This is a genomic window from Alteromonas gracilis (assembly GCF_002993325.1).
Taxonomy (GTDB): domain Bacteria; phylum Pseudomonadota; class Gammaproteobacteria; order Enterobacterales; family Alteromonadaceae; genus Alteromonas; species Alteromonas gracilis.
This window is the reverse complement of record NZ_PVNO01000013.1, coordinates 40,526-58,036: the sequence shown is the minus strand read 5'-3', so window position 1 is coordinate 58,036 and position 17,511 is coordinate 40,526. Positions and strand designations below refer to the sequence as shown.

The 17,511-nt window shown below is 45.1% G+C and carries 19 protein-coding genes; all 19 read left to right on the top strand.

All coding sequences use genetic code 11. The annotated features are described in order from the left end of the window. Positions 1-13 precede the first annotated feature (13 nt). Complete coding sequence (fliM, locus tag C6Y39_RS04895; RefSeq protein ID WP_105930197.1) at positions 14-1,072, top strand: flagellar motor switch protein FliM; 1,059 nt, start codon at positions 14-16, stop codon at positions 1,070-1,072. Positions 1,073-1,089: 17 nt separating this feature from the next. Next, positions 1,090-1,497, top strand: a complete 408-nt coding sequence (gene fliN / locus C6Y39_RS04890) for a flagellar motor switch protein FliN (protein WP_014948639.1) — start codon at positions 1,090-1,092, stop codon at positions 1,495-1,497. Between the two features lie 28 nt (positions 1,498-1,525). Next, the gene (fliO, locus tag C6Y39_RS04885) at positions 1,526-1,978 is read left to right on the top strand and encodes a flagellar biosynthetic protein FliO (RefSeq protein WP_105930196.1); all 453 of its coding nucleotides are present in this window, start codon (positions 1,526-1,528) and stop codon (positions 1,976-1,978) included. After that, entirely contained in the window at positions 1,971-2,726 is a 756-nt protein-coding gene (gene fliP, locus C6Y39_RS04880; protein WP_105930195.1) for a flagellar type III secretion system pore protein FliP, read from the top strand. The genes fliO and fliP overlap by 8 nt, the downstream gene beginning before the upstream one ends. Before the next feature lie 8 nt (positions 2,727-2,734). After that, positions 2,735-3,004, top strand: coding sequence for a flagellar biosynthesis protein FliQ (gene fliQ, locus C6Y39_RS04875; protein ID WP_105930194.1), 270 nt, complete (start codon positions 2,735-2,737; stop codon positions 3,002-3,004). A gap of 12 nt (positions 3,005-3,016) precedes the next feature. Next, complete coding sequence (gene fliR / locus C6Y39_RS04870; protein ID WP_105930193.1) at positions 3,017-3,796, top strand: flagellar biosynthetic protein FliR; 780 nt, start codon at positions 3,017-3,019, stop codon at positions 3,794-3,796. A gap of 6 nt (positions 3,797-3,802) precedes the next feature. Continuing rightward, entirely contained in the window at positions 3,803-4,927 is a 1,125-nt protein-coding gene (flhB, locus tag C6Y39_RS04865) for a flagellar biosynthesis protein FlhB (RefSeq protein WP_105930192.1), read from the top strand. A 151-nt stretch (positions 4,928-5,078) separates the two neighbouring features. Then, positions 5,079-7,178, top strand: a complete 2,100-nt coding sequence (flhA, locus tag C6Y39_RS04860; RefSeq protein WP_105930191.1) for a flagellar biosynthesis protein FlhA — start codon at positions 5,079-5,081, stop codon at positions 7,176-7,178. 29 nt (positions 7,179-7,207) lie between these two features. Next, positions 7,208-8,638 carry a flagellar biosynthesis GTPase FlhF gene (gene flhF / locus C6Y39_RS04855; RefSeq protein WP_105930190.1) on the top strand — a complete coding sequence of 477 codons (1,431 nt, stop codon included), beginning with the start codon at positions 7,208-7,210 and terminating at the stop codon, positions 8,636-8,638. 5 nt (positions 8,639-8,643) lie between these two features. Continuing rightward, on the top strand, positions 8,644-9,510 hold the full coding sequence (locus C6Y39_RS04850; RefSeq protein ID WP_105930189.1) for a MinD/ParA family protein: 867 nt from the start codon (positions 8,644-8,646) through the stop codon (positions 9,508-9,510). Then, entirely contained in the window at positions 9,507-10,238 is a 732-nt protein-coding gene (locus C6Y39_RS04845) for an RNA polymerase sigma factor FliA (RefSeq protein ID WP_105930188.1), read from the top strand. The genes C6Y39_RS04850 and C6Y39_RS04845 overlap by 4 nt, the downstream gene beginning before the upstream one ends. A 36-nt stretch (positions 10,239-10,274) precedes the next feature. Then, on the top strand, positions 10,275-10,658 hold the full coding sequence (gene cheY / locus C6Y39_RS04840; RefSeq protein WP_025254383.1) for a chemotaxis response regulator CheY: 384 nt from the start codon (positions 10,275-10,277) through the stop codon (positions 10,656-10,658). 34 nt (positions 10,659-10,692) lie between these two features. Next, positions 10,693-11,448, top strand: a complete 756-nt coding sequence (locus tag C6Y39_RS04835; protein WP_105930187.1) for a protein phosphatase CheZ — start codon at positions 10,693-10,695, stop codon at positions 11,446-11,448. 12 nt (positions 11,449-11,460) lie between these two features. After that, the gene (locus tag C6Y39_RS04830) at positions 11,461-13,707 is read left to right on the top strand and encodes a chemotaxis protein CheA (RefSeq protein WP_105930186.1); all 2,247 of its coding nucleotides are present in this window, start codon (positions 11,461-11,463) and stop codon (positions 13,705-13,707) included. A gap of 28 nt (positions 13,708-13,735) precedes the next feature. After that, entirely contained in the window at positions 13,736-14,866 is a 1,131-nt protein-coding gene (locus tag C6Y39_RS04825; protein ID WP_105930185.1) for a protein-glutamate methylesterase/protein-glutamine glutaminase, read from the top strand. A gap of 28 nt (positions 14,867-14,894) precedes the next feature. Then, complete coding sequence (locus C6Y39_RS04820; protein WP_105930184.1) at positions 14,895-15,659, top strand: ParA family protein; 765 nt, start codon at positions 14,895-14,897, stop codon at positions 15,657-15,659. A gap of 7 nt (positions 15,660-15,666) precedes the next feature. After that, on the top strand, positions 15,667-16,464 hold the full coding sequence (locus tag C6Y39_RS04815) for a chemotaxis protein CheW (protein ID WP_105930183.1): 798 nt from the start codon (positions 15,667-15,669) through the stop codon (positions 16,462-16,464). Between the two features lie 17 nt (positions 16,465-16,481). After that, the gene (locus tag C6Y39_RS04810) at positions 16,482-16,973 is read left to right on the top strand and encodes a chemotaxis protein CheW (RefSeq protein WP_105930182.1); all 492 of its coding nucleotides are present in this window, start codon (positions 16,482-16,484) and stop codon (positions 16,971-16,973) included. A 57-nt stretch (positions 16,974-17,030) separates the two neighbouring features. Next, the gene (locus C6Y39_RS04805) at positions 17,031-17,465 is read left to right on the top strand and encodes a DUF2802 domain-containing protein (RefSeq protein WP_105930181.1); all 435 of its coding nucleotides are present in this window, start codon (positions 17,031-17,033) and stop codon (positions 17,463-17,465) included. Positions 17,466-17,511 lie beyond the last annotated feature (46 nt).

Genomic DNA, 17,511 nt, shown 5'->3' with positions numbered 1-17,511 from the left:
AAGGTAGAAGACGGTGAGTGATTTATTATCTCAAGATGAAATCGATGCCCTATTACACGGGGTAGATGATGTAGATGAGGATGAGGTCGGCGATAGCGACTCTGATGCGTCTACGCTCGAGTACGACTTCTCCTCACAAGACAGAATTGTGCGTGGGCGCATGCCTACGCTTGAAATTGTGAATGAGCGCTTTGCACGTCACATGCGAGTAAGCCTGTTTAATATGATGCGTCGTTCTGCCGAAGTATCGATTAACGGTATTCAAATGATTAAGTTTGGCGAATATATTCATACGTTATTCGTACCAACAAGCTTAAACATGGTCCGTTTCCGCCCTTTGAAGGGCACTGGCCTTATCACTATGGAAGCCCGGTTGGTATTCATTCTGGTAGACAACTTCTTTGGCGGTGATGGTCGATATCACGCGAAAATTGAAGGTCGGGAATTTACGCCTACAGAACGCCGAATTATTCAGATGCTGCTGAAAATAATCTTCGAAGATTATAAAGAGGCATGGGCGCCGGTTATGGACGTATCGTTTGAATACCTAGACTCAGAAGTGAACCCTGCGATGGCAAACATTGTGAGTCCAACTGAGGTGGTAGTGATCAGCTCATTCCACATTGAGTTAGACGGCGGCGGTGGAGACTTCCATGTATCGTTGCCATACTCAATGCTAGAGCCAATTCGCGAATTGCTTGATGCGGGTGTTCAAAGCGACAAAGAAGACACGGACTTGCGATGGAGTAAAGCCCTTCGCGACGAAATTATGGATGTTAAGGTGGCGCTCACTACCCATATGCTGGATGTCGATGTGCCTCTTCGCGACGTGATGGAGTTTAAACCTGGCGATATTATCCCTGTGGAAATGCCAGAAACCATCACCGTATTAATTGAAGATCTACCCACATTCAGGGCTAAGTTAGGTCGAAGCAGAGACAATTTAGCGCTGAAAATAGTAGAAAAGATTGCAAGACCGACTTCAGTGAAGTCTGAGCTACAGTTATTAACCCGCGGTGGGCGCATTATTGATAATGACGCAGAACTGCAAGTACTCGAAGAAGACCTGTAAGGTAAAGGGGAGTTCCCATGAGTGAAGACGGTATGGACGATTGGGCTGCGGCCATGGCTGAGCAAGCCGAATCTGAAGCGGAACAAGAAGCTGGCGATAATGAAGATGTGCAGGTAGCCGAACTTGACGAGCTAACTGACGATGCGCCAATTACGCAAGAAGAAAAGAAAAAGTTAGATACCATTCTCGATATTCCTGTGACTATTTCGATGGAAGTCGGTCGTAGTCAAATAAGTATCCGAAATCTGCTACAGTTGAACCAGGGTTCTGTGGTGGAGCTGGATCGTGTTGCCGGTGAGCCACTAGATGTATTAGTTAATGGCACGTTGATTGCTCATGGTGAAGTAGTAGTGGTCAACGACAAATTCGGTATTCGATTAACGGATGTTATTAGTCAAATTGAGAGAATCAAGAAGCTCAGATAAAACTTCTTATAAAGTAAGGGGTTGCGTAATGCTGCCCCTTTTGTTTAGTCAGCCAGCCCTCGCGCAGTCGACACAATCCATTACCAATCCCACATCAGTACTGTCAATTTTCCTTTCTTTGTTAGTTGTTGTTGGTGTTATTTTCGCGCTGGCTTATGTTATGCGTCGGTTTAATGTCACTGCCATGGGTAGCAATCAAATGAAAGTGGCAGCTAGTATGGTTGTAGGTACAAAAGAAAAAATAATGGTGATACAGGTGGGCGATGAGCAGCACCTTATCGGCATAACCAGCCATAACATTTCCCATTTGAGCAAGCTTGATAAAAACCTGGACATACCTGTTAAAGGCTTAGGCAGAACAAGTGGCGAGAAGCCAAACGGCGCAGATGCGTTCAAACAAAAGTTAGTTGAGGCGATGGCGGGAAAACTTAACCCTAATATTGAAAAGAATGATACGAAGGAAGGAACAAAAGATGCGTAAGCTAACTTGGCTGGTTCTTGCGCTATCACTCCTCTCGTTTGCAGAGCCAGTGTTTGCGCAACAAGGTATTTCAGCGGTTACCGTCACCACTAATCAAGACGGTACGCAAGATTATTCAATGACACTCCAAGCGTTGTTTATCATGACAGCGCTAAGCCTAATTCCTGCATTTATCATGATGATGACGTCATTCACTCGTATCATCGTGGTTTTATCGATATTGCGCCAAGCAATTGGATTACAACAGTCCCCTTCAAACCAAATATTAATTGGGGTTAGCCTGTTTCTTTCCATGTTTATTATGGCACCAGTATTTGACGAGGTTAATGAGCGCGCGTTACAGCCTTATCTCAACGAACAGCTCACTAGTTTAGACGCACTTGAACAAGCCAAAGGACCCATGCGTGCTTTCATGCTCTCGCAGACACGAGTGAAAGATCTGGAAACCTTTGTGCGCATTGCAGGTGATGAAGGGAAGTATGCTGATACCGACGAAGTACCGCTTACTATCCTTATTCCCGCTTTTGTGACCAGCGAACTTAAAACCGCGTTTCAGATTGGTTTCATGTTGTTTATTCCCTTTCTAATTATCGACTTGGTTGTTGCTTCTATCCTGATGGCCATGGGTATGATGATGCTATCGCCGATGATTGTGTCCCTGCCATTTAAACTTATGCTCTTCGTGCTTGTGGACGGCTGGAATCTTATTTTCGGTACGCTGGCAACCAGTTTCGGTATGGGCGTCTAGGAGGCCTTATGTCACCAGAAGTCTTTGTAGAAATACTGCGAGAAGCCATGTTTATGGTCATCGTTTTGGTATGCGCCGTTATTGTTCCAAGCTTGATTGTTGGCCTAGTGGTAGCAGTGTTTCAGGCTGCAACCAGTATCAATGAACAAACAATGAGCTTCTTACCTCGTTTGCTTGTTACACTTTTAGCCCTTAGCTGGGGAGGAAATTGGCTGGTGCAACAGCTCATGGACTTCACTTTTAGAATGGTCGATATGATCCCGCAAGTTGTGGGATAGAAGGTCAATAAAGTGGAAGTCGAACTCGCCACCATCAATCAATTTTTGGCTGACATGCTGCTGCCCTTTATGCGCATTAGCGGGTTATTCGTGGCAATGATTGGATTGAGTGCTAAGTCTATTCCGCCCCAAGTGAGGGCGCTTTTAGGCATCATGCTTACGCTTATTATCATGCCTGTCGTTCCTCCGTCACCGATTGAAAATTTGGTAGATGTGGGCACCTTCTTAATTGTTATCCAACAATTGCTGATAGGTGTAGCCATTGGTTTTATTTCGATGATGGTACTTAACACCTTCGTGCTGGCAGGGCAGATAATCGCGATGCAAACCGGTTTGGGCTTTGCGTCCATTGTTGACCCAGTCAACGGTATTAACGTACCTGCGGTGGGACAGTTTTATTTGATACTTGCTACGCTCTTGTTCTGGACGCTAGACGGCCACCTGTCTATGATTCAAATGATCGTAATGAGTTTTGAGGCATTCCCAATAGGCGAAGCGTGGTGGACGGGCGAACAATTCCGCGATATCGCGCACTGGGGAGGCTGGATGTTTATCTCGGCTATCACCCTGTCACTTGCGCCAATTGTGTCACTATTAATTGTAAATTTGGCTTTTGGTGTAATGACTAAAGCAGCGCCACAATTAAACATTTTCAGTATTGGTTTTTCCATTGCACAAGTAATGGGTCTACTCATTATTTGGATAACCTTGGATAACTTTACTGCTCACTTTGAAACCCAATGGTTCAGAGCTGAGCAGTTTATGTGTGAATTATTGAATATTTGTCCGTAGGAAATAATGGCAGATTCAAGCGAAAAAACAGAAGACCCCACGGGGAAAAAACTCGAAGATGCCCGAAAAAAAGGGCAGTTGGCTCGTTCCCGGGAGTTATCCACGACGCTGGTGCTAATAGTCAGCGCCGTTATGTTTCTATTCGTCGGTGGCTGGATTGCAGAATCTGTTTTTAAACTTACTCAGCGAATGTTTATTCTTTCTCGCGACGAAACCTACGATATTACCCATATGTTTGGCGCATGGGGAGAGGCTTTTACGGCGGTAGGCCCTGCGGTATTGCTATATATGGTTGTCGCAATGATAGCTGGAATTTATGGTTCTATTGCCCTTGGTGGCTACAATTTCACATGGGAAGGAGCAAAACCCAAAGGGTCTAAAATGAGCCCGATTCAGGGGTTCAAGCGCATGTTCGGCACCAATGGGTTGGTAGAACTATTAAAATCTATTGCCAAGGTTGTCGTTATTATCGGCATGGCAATTGGCGCGTTGTTGTTCTTTGAAGATGAAGCGCTGCATCTTGATATGGAACTTTATCCAGGGAATATCTTTCATGCGCTCGACATGCTCAAATGGGCTTTTCTTATTTTAGTGTGTGGAATGATCCCCATTGCACTTATTGATGTGCCTTACCAAATGTATAAGCACAACAAAGAAATGAAGATGACCAAACAAGAGGTCAAAGACGAAAGAAAGAACGCAGAAGGCGACCCTATGGTTAAGGGGCGTATTCGTCGCCTGCAATATCAAGCAGCAACCAAGCGAATGATGCAGGAAGTGCCGCAAGCAGACGTGGTTGTTACCAACCCAACTCACTTTTCTGTCGCTATTAAATACGATGAAAAAGGTTTAAGGGCGCCAGTGGTTGTCGCTAAAGGTGCAGATGAGTTAGCAATGCACATCAGAAAAATCGCTACCGCAAATGATGTACCTTTAATTCCTTCTCCGATGCTAGCTCGCGCTATTTTCTATTCAACAGAAGTCGACGATGAAATTCCCAACGCTTTATTTATGGCTGTAGCGCAGGTGCTAGCTCATGTGTATCAATTGAAGGCGCATAGGGCAGGGAAAGGCAAGCGGCCTAAACCGCTCAAGCGAGATTTGCCCATTCCGCCAGAATATCGTCGATAATCACAGTTATCGTCCGGAAAAAGCTTACCATAATCAAGATAGCGCTATTTTTAGCCGATTAGCAGTTTAGTAATAAAGCTGGCACGTTAGTTGAAAACTCCCTTTCAGATTCATATAAAGCGTCAATTTTCTGATAGAGAGACACCAAACCATGCAGTTATCCGGTTATCTTCAGCGATTCGATAAAAATCAGCTGCAAAATTTTACGAGTGGTCTAGGCGCGCCCATCGTCCTTTTGGCAATCATGGGCATGGTTATTTTACCCATGCCGCCTTTCCTGCTGGACGTGCTTTTCAGTTTTAATATTGCGTTATCTCTCGTCATCATATTGGTCGCGGTACTCACTCAAAAGCCTGTGGATTTTGGTATTTTCCCTCTTGTTTTGTTGATTGCAACAGTACTTCGGTTAGCGTTAAACGTGGCATCAACTCGGGTTGTATTGCTTTACGGCCATGAGGGCGGAGACGCGGCGGGAAAAGTCATTGAAGCCTTTGGCGCCGTTGTTATCGGTGGCAACTATGCCGTAGGTATCGTTGTTTTTGCTATTTTACTTATTATCAACTTCAAAGTAGTTACTGCTGGTGCTGGCCGTATCTCTGAGGTAAGTGCAAGATTTACTCTTGACGCTATGCCAGGTAAGCAAATGGCAATTGATGCGGATTTGAATGCGGGTTATATCGACCAAGATCAAGCGCGCCAGCGTCGTGAAGAGATTACTGCAGAAGCTGACTTTTATGGTTCGATGGACGGTGCATCAAAGTTTGTGAAAGGTGACGCAGTTGCCGGGCTTTTCATCATGCTAATCAACATTGTTGGGGGCCTTTTTATTGGCATGATTCAGCATGGCCTTTCATTCGGAAACGCAATCGAAATCTACACAATCTTGACCATAGGTGATGGTCTGGTCGCTCAAATTCCTTCACTACTGCTTTCAGTTGCCACCGCAATTATCGTTACTCGTGAAAATGAATCTCAGGAAATGGGCAAAGAAATACGCGGCCAGCTGGGAAATAATCAGGCGCTATACATTGCTTCGGGCGTGCTATTTGTCATGGGGATCATTCCGGGAATGCCTCACATAGCGTTTCTTGGTTTTTCTTTCTTGATTGCAGGCTTTGCTTATTTTCAAACGGTACAAGCTCGTAAAAAGGCTGCTGCACCAGCAGTACCCGACAATGTGTCTAAGAGCGAAACCGTTGCGCCAGAAGTGAAAGAGTTGGGCTGGGACGATGTACAACAAGTCGATACTATTGGTTTAGAAGTAGGTTATCGCCTTATCCCACTCGTTGATAAGTCACAAGGTGGTGAGTTATTGACGCGTATTAAAGGGGTGCGTAAAAAGCTGTCTCAAGAGCTTGGGTTTCTTATTCCACCCGTTCACATTCGCGATAATTTAGACCTAGAGCCCAATACATACACCATTGCCATGCTAGGCGTTACTATTGGTGATTCAGTGATTAGTCATGACGAAGAGCTTGCCATTAATCCTGGACAGGTTTTCGGTAAACTAGAAGGACGAGCAACCAAGGACCCAGCATTTGGTCTGGATGCAGTATGGATTAAACCAAACAAACGAGAGCATGCGCAGACATTGGGTTATACGGTTGTGGATGCAGCTACCGTGGTAGCAACCCACTTAAGTCAGCTGTTGACTAACAACGCCTATCAGTTACTTGGCCATGAGGAAGCCCAGCAGCTTCTTGATATGCTAGCCAAACAGCACCCTAAACTTGTTGAAGGTTTGGTACCTGACATTCTTCCGCTCAGTACAGTGGTGAAAGTGCTGCAAACATTGCTATTTGAAGGTGTGCCTATTCGCGATATGCGAACCATCGTCCAAACCCTAAGTGAGTATGGTACTCGCAGTCAAGACCCTGATGTACTTGTATCTGCGGTACGTATCGCACTTAAACGACTTATTGTTCAAGAGATCACGCAAGGGGCGAAAGAAATACCTGTCATAACCTTGGCGCCAGAGTTGGAACAGATGTTGCACCAGTCACTTCAAGCAGGTGGCGAAGACGGTGCTGGTATTGAACCAGGCTTGGCAGATAAGTTGCAAAAATCACTGCAACAAGCCAGTCAGCAACAAGAGTTAGAAGGTGAGCCTGCTGTGCTTCTAACATCTGGCATGCTGAGACCGGTACTCTCTCGCTTCTTAAAATATTCGGTTGTTGGGCTTCATGTGCTGTCTTATCAAGAAGTTCCTGATGACAAACAAATAAAAATAGTCAGTTCGGTCGGTCAATAATCTGACGCTGGGTGATTGGAGAGGTTGCAATGAAAATTAGACGTTTCTTCGGCAAAGATATGCGTGAGGCGTTAAGCCAAGTTAAAGCAGAGTTAGGCAGTGATGCAGTTATCATGTCAAACCGCAAAGTGGCTGATGGTATAGAGCTTGTTGCAGCTTATGATAAAGAACCCGATGCAAAACTCGCTGTTCCTAAAGCAGCGTCAAAAGCGCCTGGTCAAAAGGCTACGCCAAGCTTAAGTGAAATAATTGGCGACGACGGTCCAGATAGCTTAAAAGCGTTATTAGAGAAACAGCATGGTGCTGCGGCTGCAACAGCCGATCCAGGAACATTATCTAACGCTGCTGAAAACCATACCCAGCAGCGCCCTCAATCAATGTCAGCTAATGCAAAGCACGCCAACGAGATAGCGTCACATTTGGATTTTTCTGATGCATTTATTGATGATGTGGAAAGTCAGCAGAGTGCTGGTCATCGTGCTAATGACTTACCCTTTCCTGACCACCAAGCCTCAAGCATTGGCGAAGCGCCAATGACACAATCGGCAGAACTTGCACAAATAAAAGAAGAGCTTGCGTCTCTACGGGACGTTCTGCAATATCAAGTTGCTGACCTCATGGAAGCAAAAAATAAGCGTCAAAAACCAGTTCACCAGTACTTAACCACGCGTTTAGTTGATATGGGGTTGAGCAATGCTCTCGCTAATCAGCTAATAAATTACACGCCAGCTCACTATAACGAACGTGACGCGTGGATTTATCTTCTTAACCTATTGGCTAATCGCATAAATGTGACGGGGAACGATATACTTAGTTCACAAGGCGCGGTTGCGTTGGTTGGTCCTACGGGAACAGGTAAAACAACAACAGTTGCTAAATTAGCAGCCCGTTATGCGCAAAAGTATGGTGCAGAGTCAGTCGCTATGATCACCATAGATACGTATAGAATAGCTGCCTATGAGCAGCTAGCGACATACGGAAAAATTATTGGCTGTACGGTAAGAAAAGCGCAGACTAGTGAAGAGTTAGCCGATTTATTATTCCAACTTCGTCATAAGCGACTAGTATTAATCGATACGGCAGGGTTTAGTCAGCGCGATAGTCGATTAATTAAACAAATTAAGCAATTTGACAACGGTCAAATGCCTAAAGTGAAAAAATATTTGGTGGCGCAAGCCAATACCCAATATCCAGCGCTTCAAAGAATCATCCAAGCGTATGATGATATTGAATTAAGTGGCTGTATTTTCACGAAGTTAGATGAATGCTACTCTTTGGGAGAGGTATTGAGCGCTGCCGTTGAGTACCAACTACCGGTTAGCTATGTCACCGATGGTCAGAAAGTGCCAGAAGACATTAAGATTGCAGAGGCGAAATCTTTAGTTTCCGCTGCTGCAAAGCTTTATAAAAAGTACGGTTTGAATCATACTAGTGGTAACAACGCAATTAAAACAGCATAAGTAGTATGATTGACGATCAAGCGAGTAGCTTAAGAAAAATGAAGCAATCACGGTTAATCAAGGTTATCGCCGTCACCGGAGGCAAAGGTGGCGTTGGTAAAACAAATATTACTCTCAATACCGCTATCGCTATGGCGAAGCAGGGTAAGCGAGTCATGGTACTTGACGCGGACCTCGGTCTGGCAAACGTTGATGTTATGCTAGGACTTCGCGTAGAGAAAAACTTATCTCATGTGCTTTCAGGTGAATGTACCCTTGACGATGTTCTCGTCACCGGTCCGCACGGGATCAAGATTGCGCCGGCCACCTCTGGCACGCAGTCGATGGCAGAGTTGTCCCCAACTCAACACGCAGGTTTGATCCGCGCTTTTAGCGAGCTAAGAACGCCGATAGACGTGTTGATTGTCGACACTGCTGCTGGAATTTCAGACATGGTATTGAGCTTCTCGAAGGCTTCTCAAGATATCATGGTCGTGGTTTGCGACGAGCCTACGTCACTAACCGATGCCTACGCCCTAATAAAAATCTTAAATCGCGAACATGGCGTTTTTCGTTTTAAGGTAGTGGCTAATATGGTGCGCGACGTGCGTGAAGGCCAAGAATTATTTAGTAAATTAAGTAAAGTGACAGGGCGTTTTTTGGATGTTGCACTAGAATTAGTGGCAACGGTTCCATTTGATGAAAATATTCGTAAAGCCGTAAGAAAACAAACGGCTATTGTAGATGCCTATCCAGGCTCTCCAGCCGCAGTGGCCATAACACAACTTGCTAGTAGAGCATTGTCATGGCCCATCCCGGCTCAGCCAGGCGGACATCTTGAATTTTTTATTGAACAACTTGTTGCAGAAAAAGCAGTAGGAAATCAGCGTTGAACAGCAAGGCAGCCGCTTATCAACAACAAACCGATAAGTCGCAGTTAGTCGAAAGACATGCGCCATTGGTTAAGCGTATAGCGCATCACTTGATGGCTAGGTTGCCTGCAAGTGTTCTTGTTGATGACCTTATCCAATCAGGCATGATTGGGCTTTTGGAAGCTGCACGAAATTTTGATGGCTCTAAGGGAGCTAGCTTTGAAACCTTTGCAGGCATCCGTATTCGCGGTGCAATGCTAGACGAAATACGCAAAGGAGACTGGACCCCTCGTTCAGTCCATCGTAACGGACGTGCTATTTCGGAAGCTATATCCCAAGTAGAAGGTGAGACCGGAAGGGATGCAAGAGATTCTGATATTGCTGAAAAGCTTAACGTGAGCTTGCAGGATTATCATCAAATGCTCAATGAAGTGAATGCCGGCAAACTTGTCGGGATAGAAGATTTGGGTGTGTCGGAGGACGTAATCACTACTGAGCAGAGTAGAGGCAGTGATGCGCCGCTGGAAGACTTGATGCAGGGTGCTTTTCAAAAAGCACTTGCCCAAGCGATTACAACGCTACCTGAACGGGAAGCGATTGTGCTTTCTTTATACTATGATGAAGAATTGAATTTACGAGAAATTGGTGAGGTTCTTGATGTAAGTGAGTCAAGAGTCAGTCAAATTCACAGTCAGGCCATGTTAAAACTCAAATCACGAATGAAGTCGTGGCAGGCTGACGAAGAATAGAAATTAATAACAATTAACCCCTCATTGGAGGCTATTTTGGACAAAAGTATGAAAATTCTTGTGGTTGATGATTTTTCTACCATGAGACGTATCATCAAAAACCTTCTTAAAGACTTAGGTTTTGCCAACATCCAAGAAGCGGATGACGGAAGCACTGCACTGCCAATGTTGCAGCAAGGTGATTTTGACTTCGTTGTTACTGACTGGAACATGCCCGGCATGCAAGGTATCGATTTGCTTCGTGCAATTCGAGCAGATGACAAGCTCAAGCATTTACCCGTTCTAATGGTTACTGCTGAAGCTAAAAAAGAACAAATCGTTGCTGCAGCGCAAGCCGGTGTGAACGGGTACGTAGTAAAACCCTTTACAGCAGCAACGCTAAAAGAAAAATTAGACAAAATTTTCGAACGTTTAGGTTGATCCAGACGCTCACCAGATAAATGAGGTTTACTGGATGTCAACGAATATAAACGTTCCAATTTCGTTGGAAGAAGCCAAGCAACTCGTTACTTATCTTGAAGAAGGTGATAACGCTTCAGCCAATGCCCTACTTGAAGCAGCATCAATGAAAGAAAACGTTGAGTTGTTTGCTGAAGTAGGAAAATTAACGCGTCAACTTCATGACGCGTTAAATAACTTTCAGATTGATGATCGCATTAAAAACTTAGCAACCGACGATATTCCGGATGCTCAGTCCCGCCTGACTTACGTTATTGAAGAAACTGAGAAAGCTGCTAATACTACTATGGATGCCGTTGAAGCGAGCATGCCAATAGCAGAAATGCTTTCAATGCGCATCGATAAGGTAATGCCAGAATGGAAAAAGTTAATGAATCGCCAAATTGAGCTTGGTGAATTCAAAGCGTTGTGTGCAGACTTAGACGAATTATTAGAAGAAGGTTCGCTCCAGTCAGCTAAACTAACACAACTGCTTACTGAAGTGCTGATGGCCCAAGGTTATCAGGACCTGACGGGGCAAGTTATTCGTCGCGTGATTGACCTTGTAAAAGAGGTGGAAGACAGCTTAGTCAACATGCTTACCATGTTTGGCGAGCGCGATGGAGAAGAACATACTAAATCATCTCGTGTTAAGGCCGATAAGAGAGATGGTGTAGAGGCAGAAGGCCCAATTATTGACGCCGAAAAACGAGATGATGTCGTTTCAGGCCAAGATGACGTAGATGATCTTTTGTCTAGCTTAGGTTTTTAGGGGAGCGGGCGCATGTCGTTTGATGTTGACGAGGATATATTACAGGACTTTCTAGTTGAAGCTGGAGAGATTCTTGAACAATTACAAGAACAGCTCGTTGATCTTGAAAACAACCCGGAAGACGCGGATTTACTGAACGCAATTTTCCGGGGATATCATACAGTAAAAGGAGGCGCAGGTTTCCTTTCTCTCACAGAACTCGTTGAAATTTGCCACGGTGCAGAGAACGTATTCGATGTGATGCGAAACGGGCAAAGAACCTTAACCCCTGAGCTCATGGATATTATTCTGCAGGCCACCGATGTGGTTGTAGAAATGTTTGAACGAGTAAAGTCTCAGGAGCCACTGCAACCTGCAGACGCACAGTTAGTTGATAAACTTCATAAACTGAGTCGCCCTGAAACGCCAGACGAAAACATATTCGAGACTTCAAGCGCCCCTGTACAAGAAACCGTTGAAGATGAGCCAGAGCTAGTAATAGAAGAACCTACAGCACAGGCACAGAGTACAAGCGATAACGGTGGCGGTATTGACGAAATCACTGAAGATGAGTTCGAAGCCCTGCTCGATGAACTTCACGGTTCTTCGGCACCGGGTCGCTCATCATCAGGTTCGATTGAAGCGCCTTCTGCATCCGAGTCAAAGCCCGCCGCTTCAACTGCCTCTGCGATAAGTGATAGCGACGATATTACCGATGAAGAATTTGAAGCGCTGTTAGACGATTTACATGGTAAAGGCCAGTTCAGCGCCAAAGAAGCGCCAGCTGTAGAGACTAAAGCGCCTGCAGCGCCAGCATCTTCAAGCACAGGTGGTGACGAAGAAATTACCGATGACGAGTTTGAAGCCCTTCTTGACCAATTACATGGTTCAGGTCAAGGCCCAACCAAGTTAGGTGAAGCGCCTAAGCAGGTAGAACCACCTGTCGACAAGGCAGCGACTGAAGCTGTTCAAAAAGCCAAAGAGGCAGCGCCAAAACCAACTCCTGCAGCAAGTGCTCCAGCGCCATCTACCCCCAGCGCGCCAGCAAAAGCAGCAAGTGCTCCGCCTAAAAAGGATGATAAGAAAGCGGCTGCCTCTGCACCTCAAGCCGAGACAACCGTGCGGGTTGATACTAAACGCCTTGATCAGATAATGAACATGGTGGGTGAGCTTGTTCTCGTGCGAAATCGTTTGCTTAGCCTTGGTATTAATAGCAACGATGAAAGCATGTCTAAAGCGATTGCTAATCTTGATGTAGTTACTGGCGACCTACAGGGTGCAGTAATGAAAACGCGGATGCAGCCAATTAAAAAGGTATTTGGTCGCTTCCCTCGCGTTGTTCGAGATCTCGCAAGAAGTTTAAAGAAAGAAATTACGCTTGAGCTTGTTGGTGAAGAAACAGATTTAGATAAAAACCTGGTTGAGGCACTGGCCGATCCATTAGTGCATTTGGTCAGAAACTCGGTGGATCATGGTATTGAAATGCCTGATGATCGCGCGGCAGCCGGCAAGCCAAGAATGGGAACCGTCCAACTGTCAGCGTCTCAAGAAGGTGATCATATCCTTCTTACGATTGAAGACGACGGCAAGGGCATGGACCCTGAGAAGCTCAAGGAGATAGCCATAAACCGTGGCGTGTTAGATGCCGATGCGGCAGCGCGTATGTCTGATGTTGAAGCGTTTAACTTGATTTTTGCGCCAGGCTTTTCTACCAAAACAGAAATTAGCGATATTTCTGGTCGCGGTGTGGGCATGGACGTGGTTAAAACTAAAATTAACCAGCTCAACGGTACGGTCAATATCGATTCACAGCTAGGCAAAGGTACCCGACTTGATATTAAAGTTCCTTTAACGTTAGCTATCCTTCCTACTCTAATGATTGTTGTAGGAAAACAGACCTTTGCGTTACCATTAGGTGCGGTGAACGAAATAATAAACATGGACATCAAGAAGACCAACACGGTCGATGGCCAGCTAACAATGATAGTTCGTTCGAAAGCAATTCCGTTGTTCTTCCTCGGCGAATGGCTGATTCGTGGTCCTAAAAATATTGAAAGAGATAAAGGTCACGTGGTTGTTGTACAAATAGGTACACAGCAAGTCGGATTCGTAGTAGACGCGCTAATAGGTCAAGAAGAGGTGGTTATAAAACCGCTTGATGCTTTGCTACAGGGTACACCCGGCATGGCAGGAGCAACCATTACTTCAGACGGTGGAATTGCACTTATTTTAGATATTCCGAGCCTTCTAAAACGGTATGCGCGTAAACCCATTAAGTAAGGCGATGAATTAATAGGAATAGTAATCCATGGTCTTTAAAGTCCTTGTGGTGGACGACTCGACATTTTATCGTCGTCGGGTAAGAGAAATACTCGACAGCGATAAAGAACTTGAAGTAGTCGGGGAAGCGCGAAATGGTCGTGATGCACTAGAAAAAGCAGAAGCGCTCAAACCAGATGTAATAACAATGGATGTGGAGATGCCGGTAATGGACGGCATTTCTGCGGTGAAGGCTATCATGGATAAAAAGCCTACGCCGATCCTTATGTTTTCATCCTTAACCTATCACGGCGCCCAAGCCACGCTTGATGCCCTTGAAGCAGGCGCGCTCGATTTCTTGCCAAAGAAATTTGAAGATATTGCGCAAGATAGAAAAGAAGCATCTCATTTATTGTGCACCAAAGTTAGGTTGATAGCGCGCAGGGGCGTTGGTCTTAGGCGTCCGTTATTTAGGGCAACGGAAACAAGACAGCTCCCAGATAATGCGCCCAAACAGGCTTTCTTTAAAACCTCTGGATTATTGTCCGGGCATAAGGACGCAACAAAGCAACCCACCGTATCGTCGGTCAGAGCAACGGGTAAACGCTATAAATGTTTAGCGATTGGTGCATCCACTGGCGGGCCTGTTGCACTTCAAAAAGTGCTTGCGCCTTTACCTGCAGACTTTCCGTATCCTATTTTGCTTGTCCAGCATATGCCTGGTACGTTTACCACAGCGTTTGCGCAACGGTTGAATTCAAACTGCAATATAAGCGTGAAAGAAGCTGAGCATGGCGACATATTAAAACCGGGTCACGCTTATCTGGCTCCGGGTGGCAGGCAAATGCTGATAGAAAATATTGGCCTGAGCAAAAGCATAGTAATAACCGATGCAAGCGCGTCGGAAAAGGTCAATTATAAACCTAGCGTAGACCTTACGTTTGGTTCATTGGCTAAAGCTTTTGGTGGTGATGTTTTAGGCATTATATTGACGGGAATGGGTGCAGACGGTCGGGAAGGCTGTCGATTGTTGAAAGACAAAGGCGCAACCATTTGGGCCCAAGATCAAGATTCTTGTGTTGTATATGGAATGCCGCAAGCTGTAGCGGTTGCTAACATATCGAGCAAGAACATTAATATTGACGATATAGGTAGTTGCGTTCAAACCGAGATGCGCTAGCGCTTTGGACTCTAACGGAATAAACATCATGAAAGTGTGGACTGTAGCAAATCAAAAAGGCGGAGTGGGGAAAACAACCACTACGGTGAGCCTTGGTGGTTTGCTTGCAGAGCAGGGAAAGCGTGTACTTATGATAGATACCGACCCTCATGCATCTCTGAGTTATTATTTCGGTATTGACGCTGAAGCAACGAGTCATTCAGTCTACGATATTTTTATTCAGTCTAGTTCACTTTCTGCCGATAACGTTATGGATTGCTTAAGTCCAACGAAGTTAGACAATCTGTATGTGCTGCCTGCCACTATGGCGTTAGCCACCCTTGATAGGACGATGGGGAGTGAGCAAGGAATGGGATTAGTCCTTAAAAAGGCCCTTGCTAAAATTGCTGATGAATTTGATGTGGCGATTATTGATTGCCCGCCAGTTTTAGGGGTACTTATGGTCAATGCGCTAGCAGCGTGCGACAAAGTAATTGTACCCACGCAAACAGAGTATTTGGCATTAAAGGGGTTAGACAGAATGATTCGGACCATGGAAATTATGGGGCGTTCGTTAAATAAAACCTTCGATACAGTGATAATTCCAACTATGTTTGATAAGCGAACGAACGCTGCGCTAGCATCACGTAAAAAGTTATTAAGCGATTATGGTGAGCGCGTGTGGGAAGGGGTCATCCCCGTAGATACTCACTTTAGAGATGCCAGTTTAGTGCAGTTGCCTATTTCATCTGCTTATCCTAAAACTCGTGGTGTGTCTGCTTATGCGAAGCTATTAGCCGTGTTGGAGAAGTAATAAAATAATGAGCAAGCAATCACCCTTTGCCCGTGAAGAAGTGATGGAGGCATACTTAGATAGCCTTCTCAAAGAGCCTGAAACACCGGAAGATGTTACTGCGCGCACGGCTAAGTTGCTTGAGCAAGCGTCTCAACAAATAGCGGAAACAACCCTATTAGGCGTTGAAGAGCAAGATTCTACTCAGCACAAAGAAGAGGCGATTGCAGACAAGGTAACGTCGATTATAGAGACGTCGACGCTTAACTCTGTTGAGGATAATAAGCGAAACCCAGTAGCTCAAACCGAGAGTCAGAAAAATAGGCTTTTAGACACTGAAATTAAATCGAAAGTACCACTAAAGGATACTCTCGGTTTTCGTTTTCAAGCGCTATTCTTTGAAGTGGCGGGTTTAACGCTAGCGGTACCGTTAACTACCCTAGGCGGAATTCATCAAATTGAGAAAATTGGGCCACTTTTCGGAAAACCTGATTGGTTTATGGGTGTAATGCTGCACAGAGAGTCTAAACTCAATGTTGTGGATTCAGCAAAGTGGGTAATGCCAGAAAAATATGATGAAAACCTCGCACAATCGCTCAACTACCGATATCTTATTATGTTAGGAGAAAGTTTGTGGGGGTTGGCAAGTGAAAAGCTTGTTAATACGGTCAATTTGACTACAGATGATGTTAAATGGCGCGAGTCCACAGGAAAACGTCCCTGGTTAGCGGGGATGGTTAAAGAAAAAATGTGCGCGTTAATTGACGTTGAAGAATTAATATCTATGCTTAACAAAGGCTTAAGCAGTAACGACCAGACGCCATAGTATTGGGAGCCAGGTTCATGACCGACGAAAGAACAAGTAGTAATGCCACCGACAGCAATGACGAAGTCCTTCAATGGGTTACGTATCGCCTAGGTGATGAAACATATGGTATTAACGTAATGCAAGTTCAAGAAGTATTGCGTTATACCGAGATAGCTCCGGTTCCCGGTGCGCCCGATTATGTATTAGGTATTATCAATCTGCGTGGTAACGTAGTAACGGTAATTGATACTCGTGCACGATTTGGTTTGCCGCCAACAGAGATAACAGACAACACACGTATTGTAATTATTGAGTCTGACGAGCAAGTCGTTGGAATTTTGGTTGATAGTGTGGCCGAGGTGGTTTACTTGAAGTCTTCAGAGATTGACAGTGCACCTAACGTGGGCACAGAGGAAAGCGCCAAGTTTATTCAGGGCGTTAGTAACCGCGATGGCGAATTACTGATTCTTGTTGACCTTAATAAATTGCTGAGCGATGAAGAGTGGGATGAGCTTAGCAATATCTAAATAAATGACTGGGCAGTATTATTTAATACTGCCTGCATTTCCCCAAGGGTTACGTCCATGGATTGGCAGCTTGCTGCACCTACCTTGTTAGAACTAGTTTTGATTGTGTTAGTGGTTGTACTTGCCGTGACGGTGGGGTTGTTGTACTCGCACATTCGTAAGCTGCGTACTTCTATAGAAACTAGCCAAGCTGAACATATTGAAGCACTCGCCCGAGTAGAAGCGTTGGCAAACAACGCTAATAATCAGCAGGCTGAAGCGCAGGCTAGAACCATAGTTATCACTCGACACCTCAAAGAGTTAGATGAAAAGCAGATAAGCATTGAGAATGAGCTTCGCGAGCTTCGGTTACAAGACCCTTCTTTACGCCTTTATCAGCGAGCAGCAGAGCTTGTGAAGCAAGGGGCAAGCATTGACGAGATTATTGAAGCCTGTGATATACCAAGAGCAGAAGCGGAGATGCTGGTTATGGTGCACAAACAAGGCAGTTAATAAAACAGTTCTACAAATCTGAAAAAAACGTTTAGACGTCTAGACG

What these genes read in the sequence shown, in the direction of transcription:
- fliN (WP_014948639.1), top strand. Translation starts at nt 1,090, where the DNA reads ATGAGTGAAGACGGTATGGACGATTGGGCTGCGGCCATGGCTGAGCAA.
- fliO (WP_105930196.1), top strand. Translation starts at nt 1,526, where the DNA reads ATGCTGCCCCTTTTGTTTAGTCAGCCAGCCCTCGCGCAGTCGACACAA.
- fliP (WP_105930195.1), top strand. Translation starts at nt 1,971, where the DNA reads ATGCGTAAGCTAACTTGGCTGGTTCTTGCGCTATCACTCCTCTCGTTT.
- fliQ (WP_105930194.1), top strand. Translation starts at nt 2,735, where the DNA reads ATGTCACCAGAAGTCTTTGTAGAAATACTGCGAGAAGCCATGTTTATG.
- flhB (WP_105930192.1), top strand. Translation starts at nt 3,803, where the DNA reads ATGGCAGATTCAAGCGAAAAAACAGAAGACCCCACGGGGAAAAAACTC.
- flhA (WP_105930191.1), top strand. Translation starts at nt 5,079, where the DNA reads ATGCAGTTATCCGGTTATCTTCAGCGATTCGATAAAAATCAGCTGCAA.
- flhF (WP_105930190.1), top strand. Translation starts at nt 7,208, where the DNA reads ATGAAAATTAGACGTTTCTTCGGCAAAGATATGCGTGAGGCGTTAAGC.
- C6Y39_RS04850 (WP_105930189.1), top strand. Translation starts at nt 8,644, where the DNA reads ATGATTGACGATCAAGCGAGTAGCTTAAGAAAAATGAAGCAATCACGG.
- C6Y39_RS04835 (WP_105930187.1), top strand. Translation starts at nt 10,693, where the DNA reads ATGTCAACGAATATAAACGTTCCAATTTCGTTGGAAGAAGCCAAGCAA.
- C6Y39_RS04830 (WP_105930186.1), top strand. Translation starts at nt 11,461, where the DNA reads ATGTCGTTTGATGTTGACGAGGATATATTACAGGACTTTCTAGTTGAA.
- C6Y39_RS04825 (WP_105930185.1), top strand. Translation starts at nt 13,736, where the DNA reads ATGGTCTTTAAAGTCCTTGTGGTGGACGACTCGACATTTTATCGTCGT.
- C6Y39_RS04820 (WP_105930184.1), top strand. Translation starts at nt 14,895, where the DNA reads ATGAAAGTGTGGACTGTAGCAAATCAAAAAGGCGGAGTGGGGAAAACA.
- C6Y39_RS04815 (WP_105930183.1), top strand. Translation starts at nt 15,667, where the DNA reads ATGAGCAAGCAATCACCCTTTGCCCGTGAAGAAGTGATGGAGGCATAC.
- C6Y39_RS04810 (WP_105930182.1), top strand. Translation starts at nt 16,482, where the DNA reads ATGACCGACGAAAGAACAAGTAGTAATGCCACCGACAGCAATGACGAA.
- C6Y39_RS04805 (WP_105930181.1), top strand. Translation starts at nt 17,031, where the DNA reads ATGGATTGGCAGCTTGCTGCACCTACCTTGTTAGAACTAGTTTTGATT.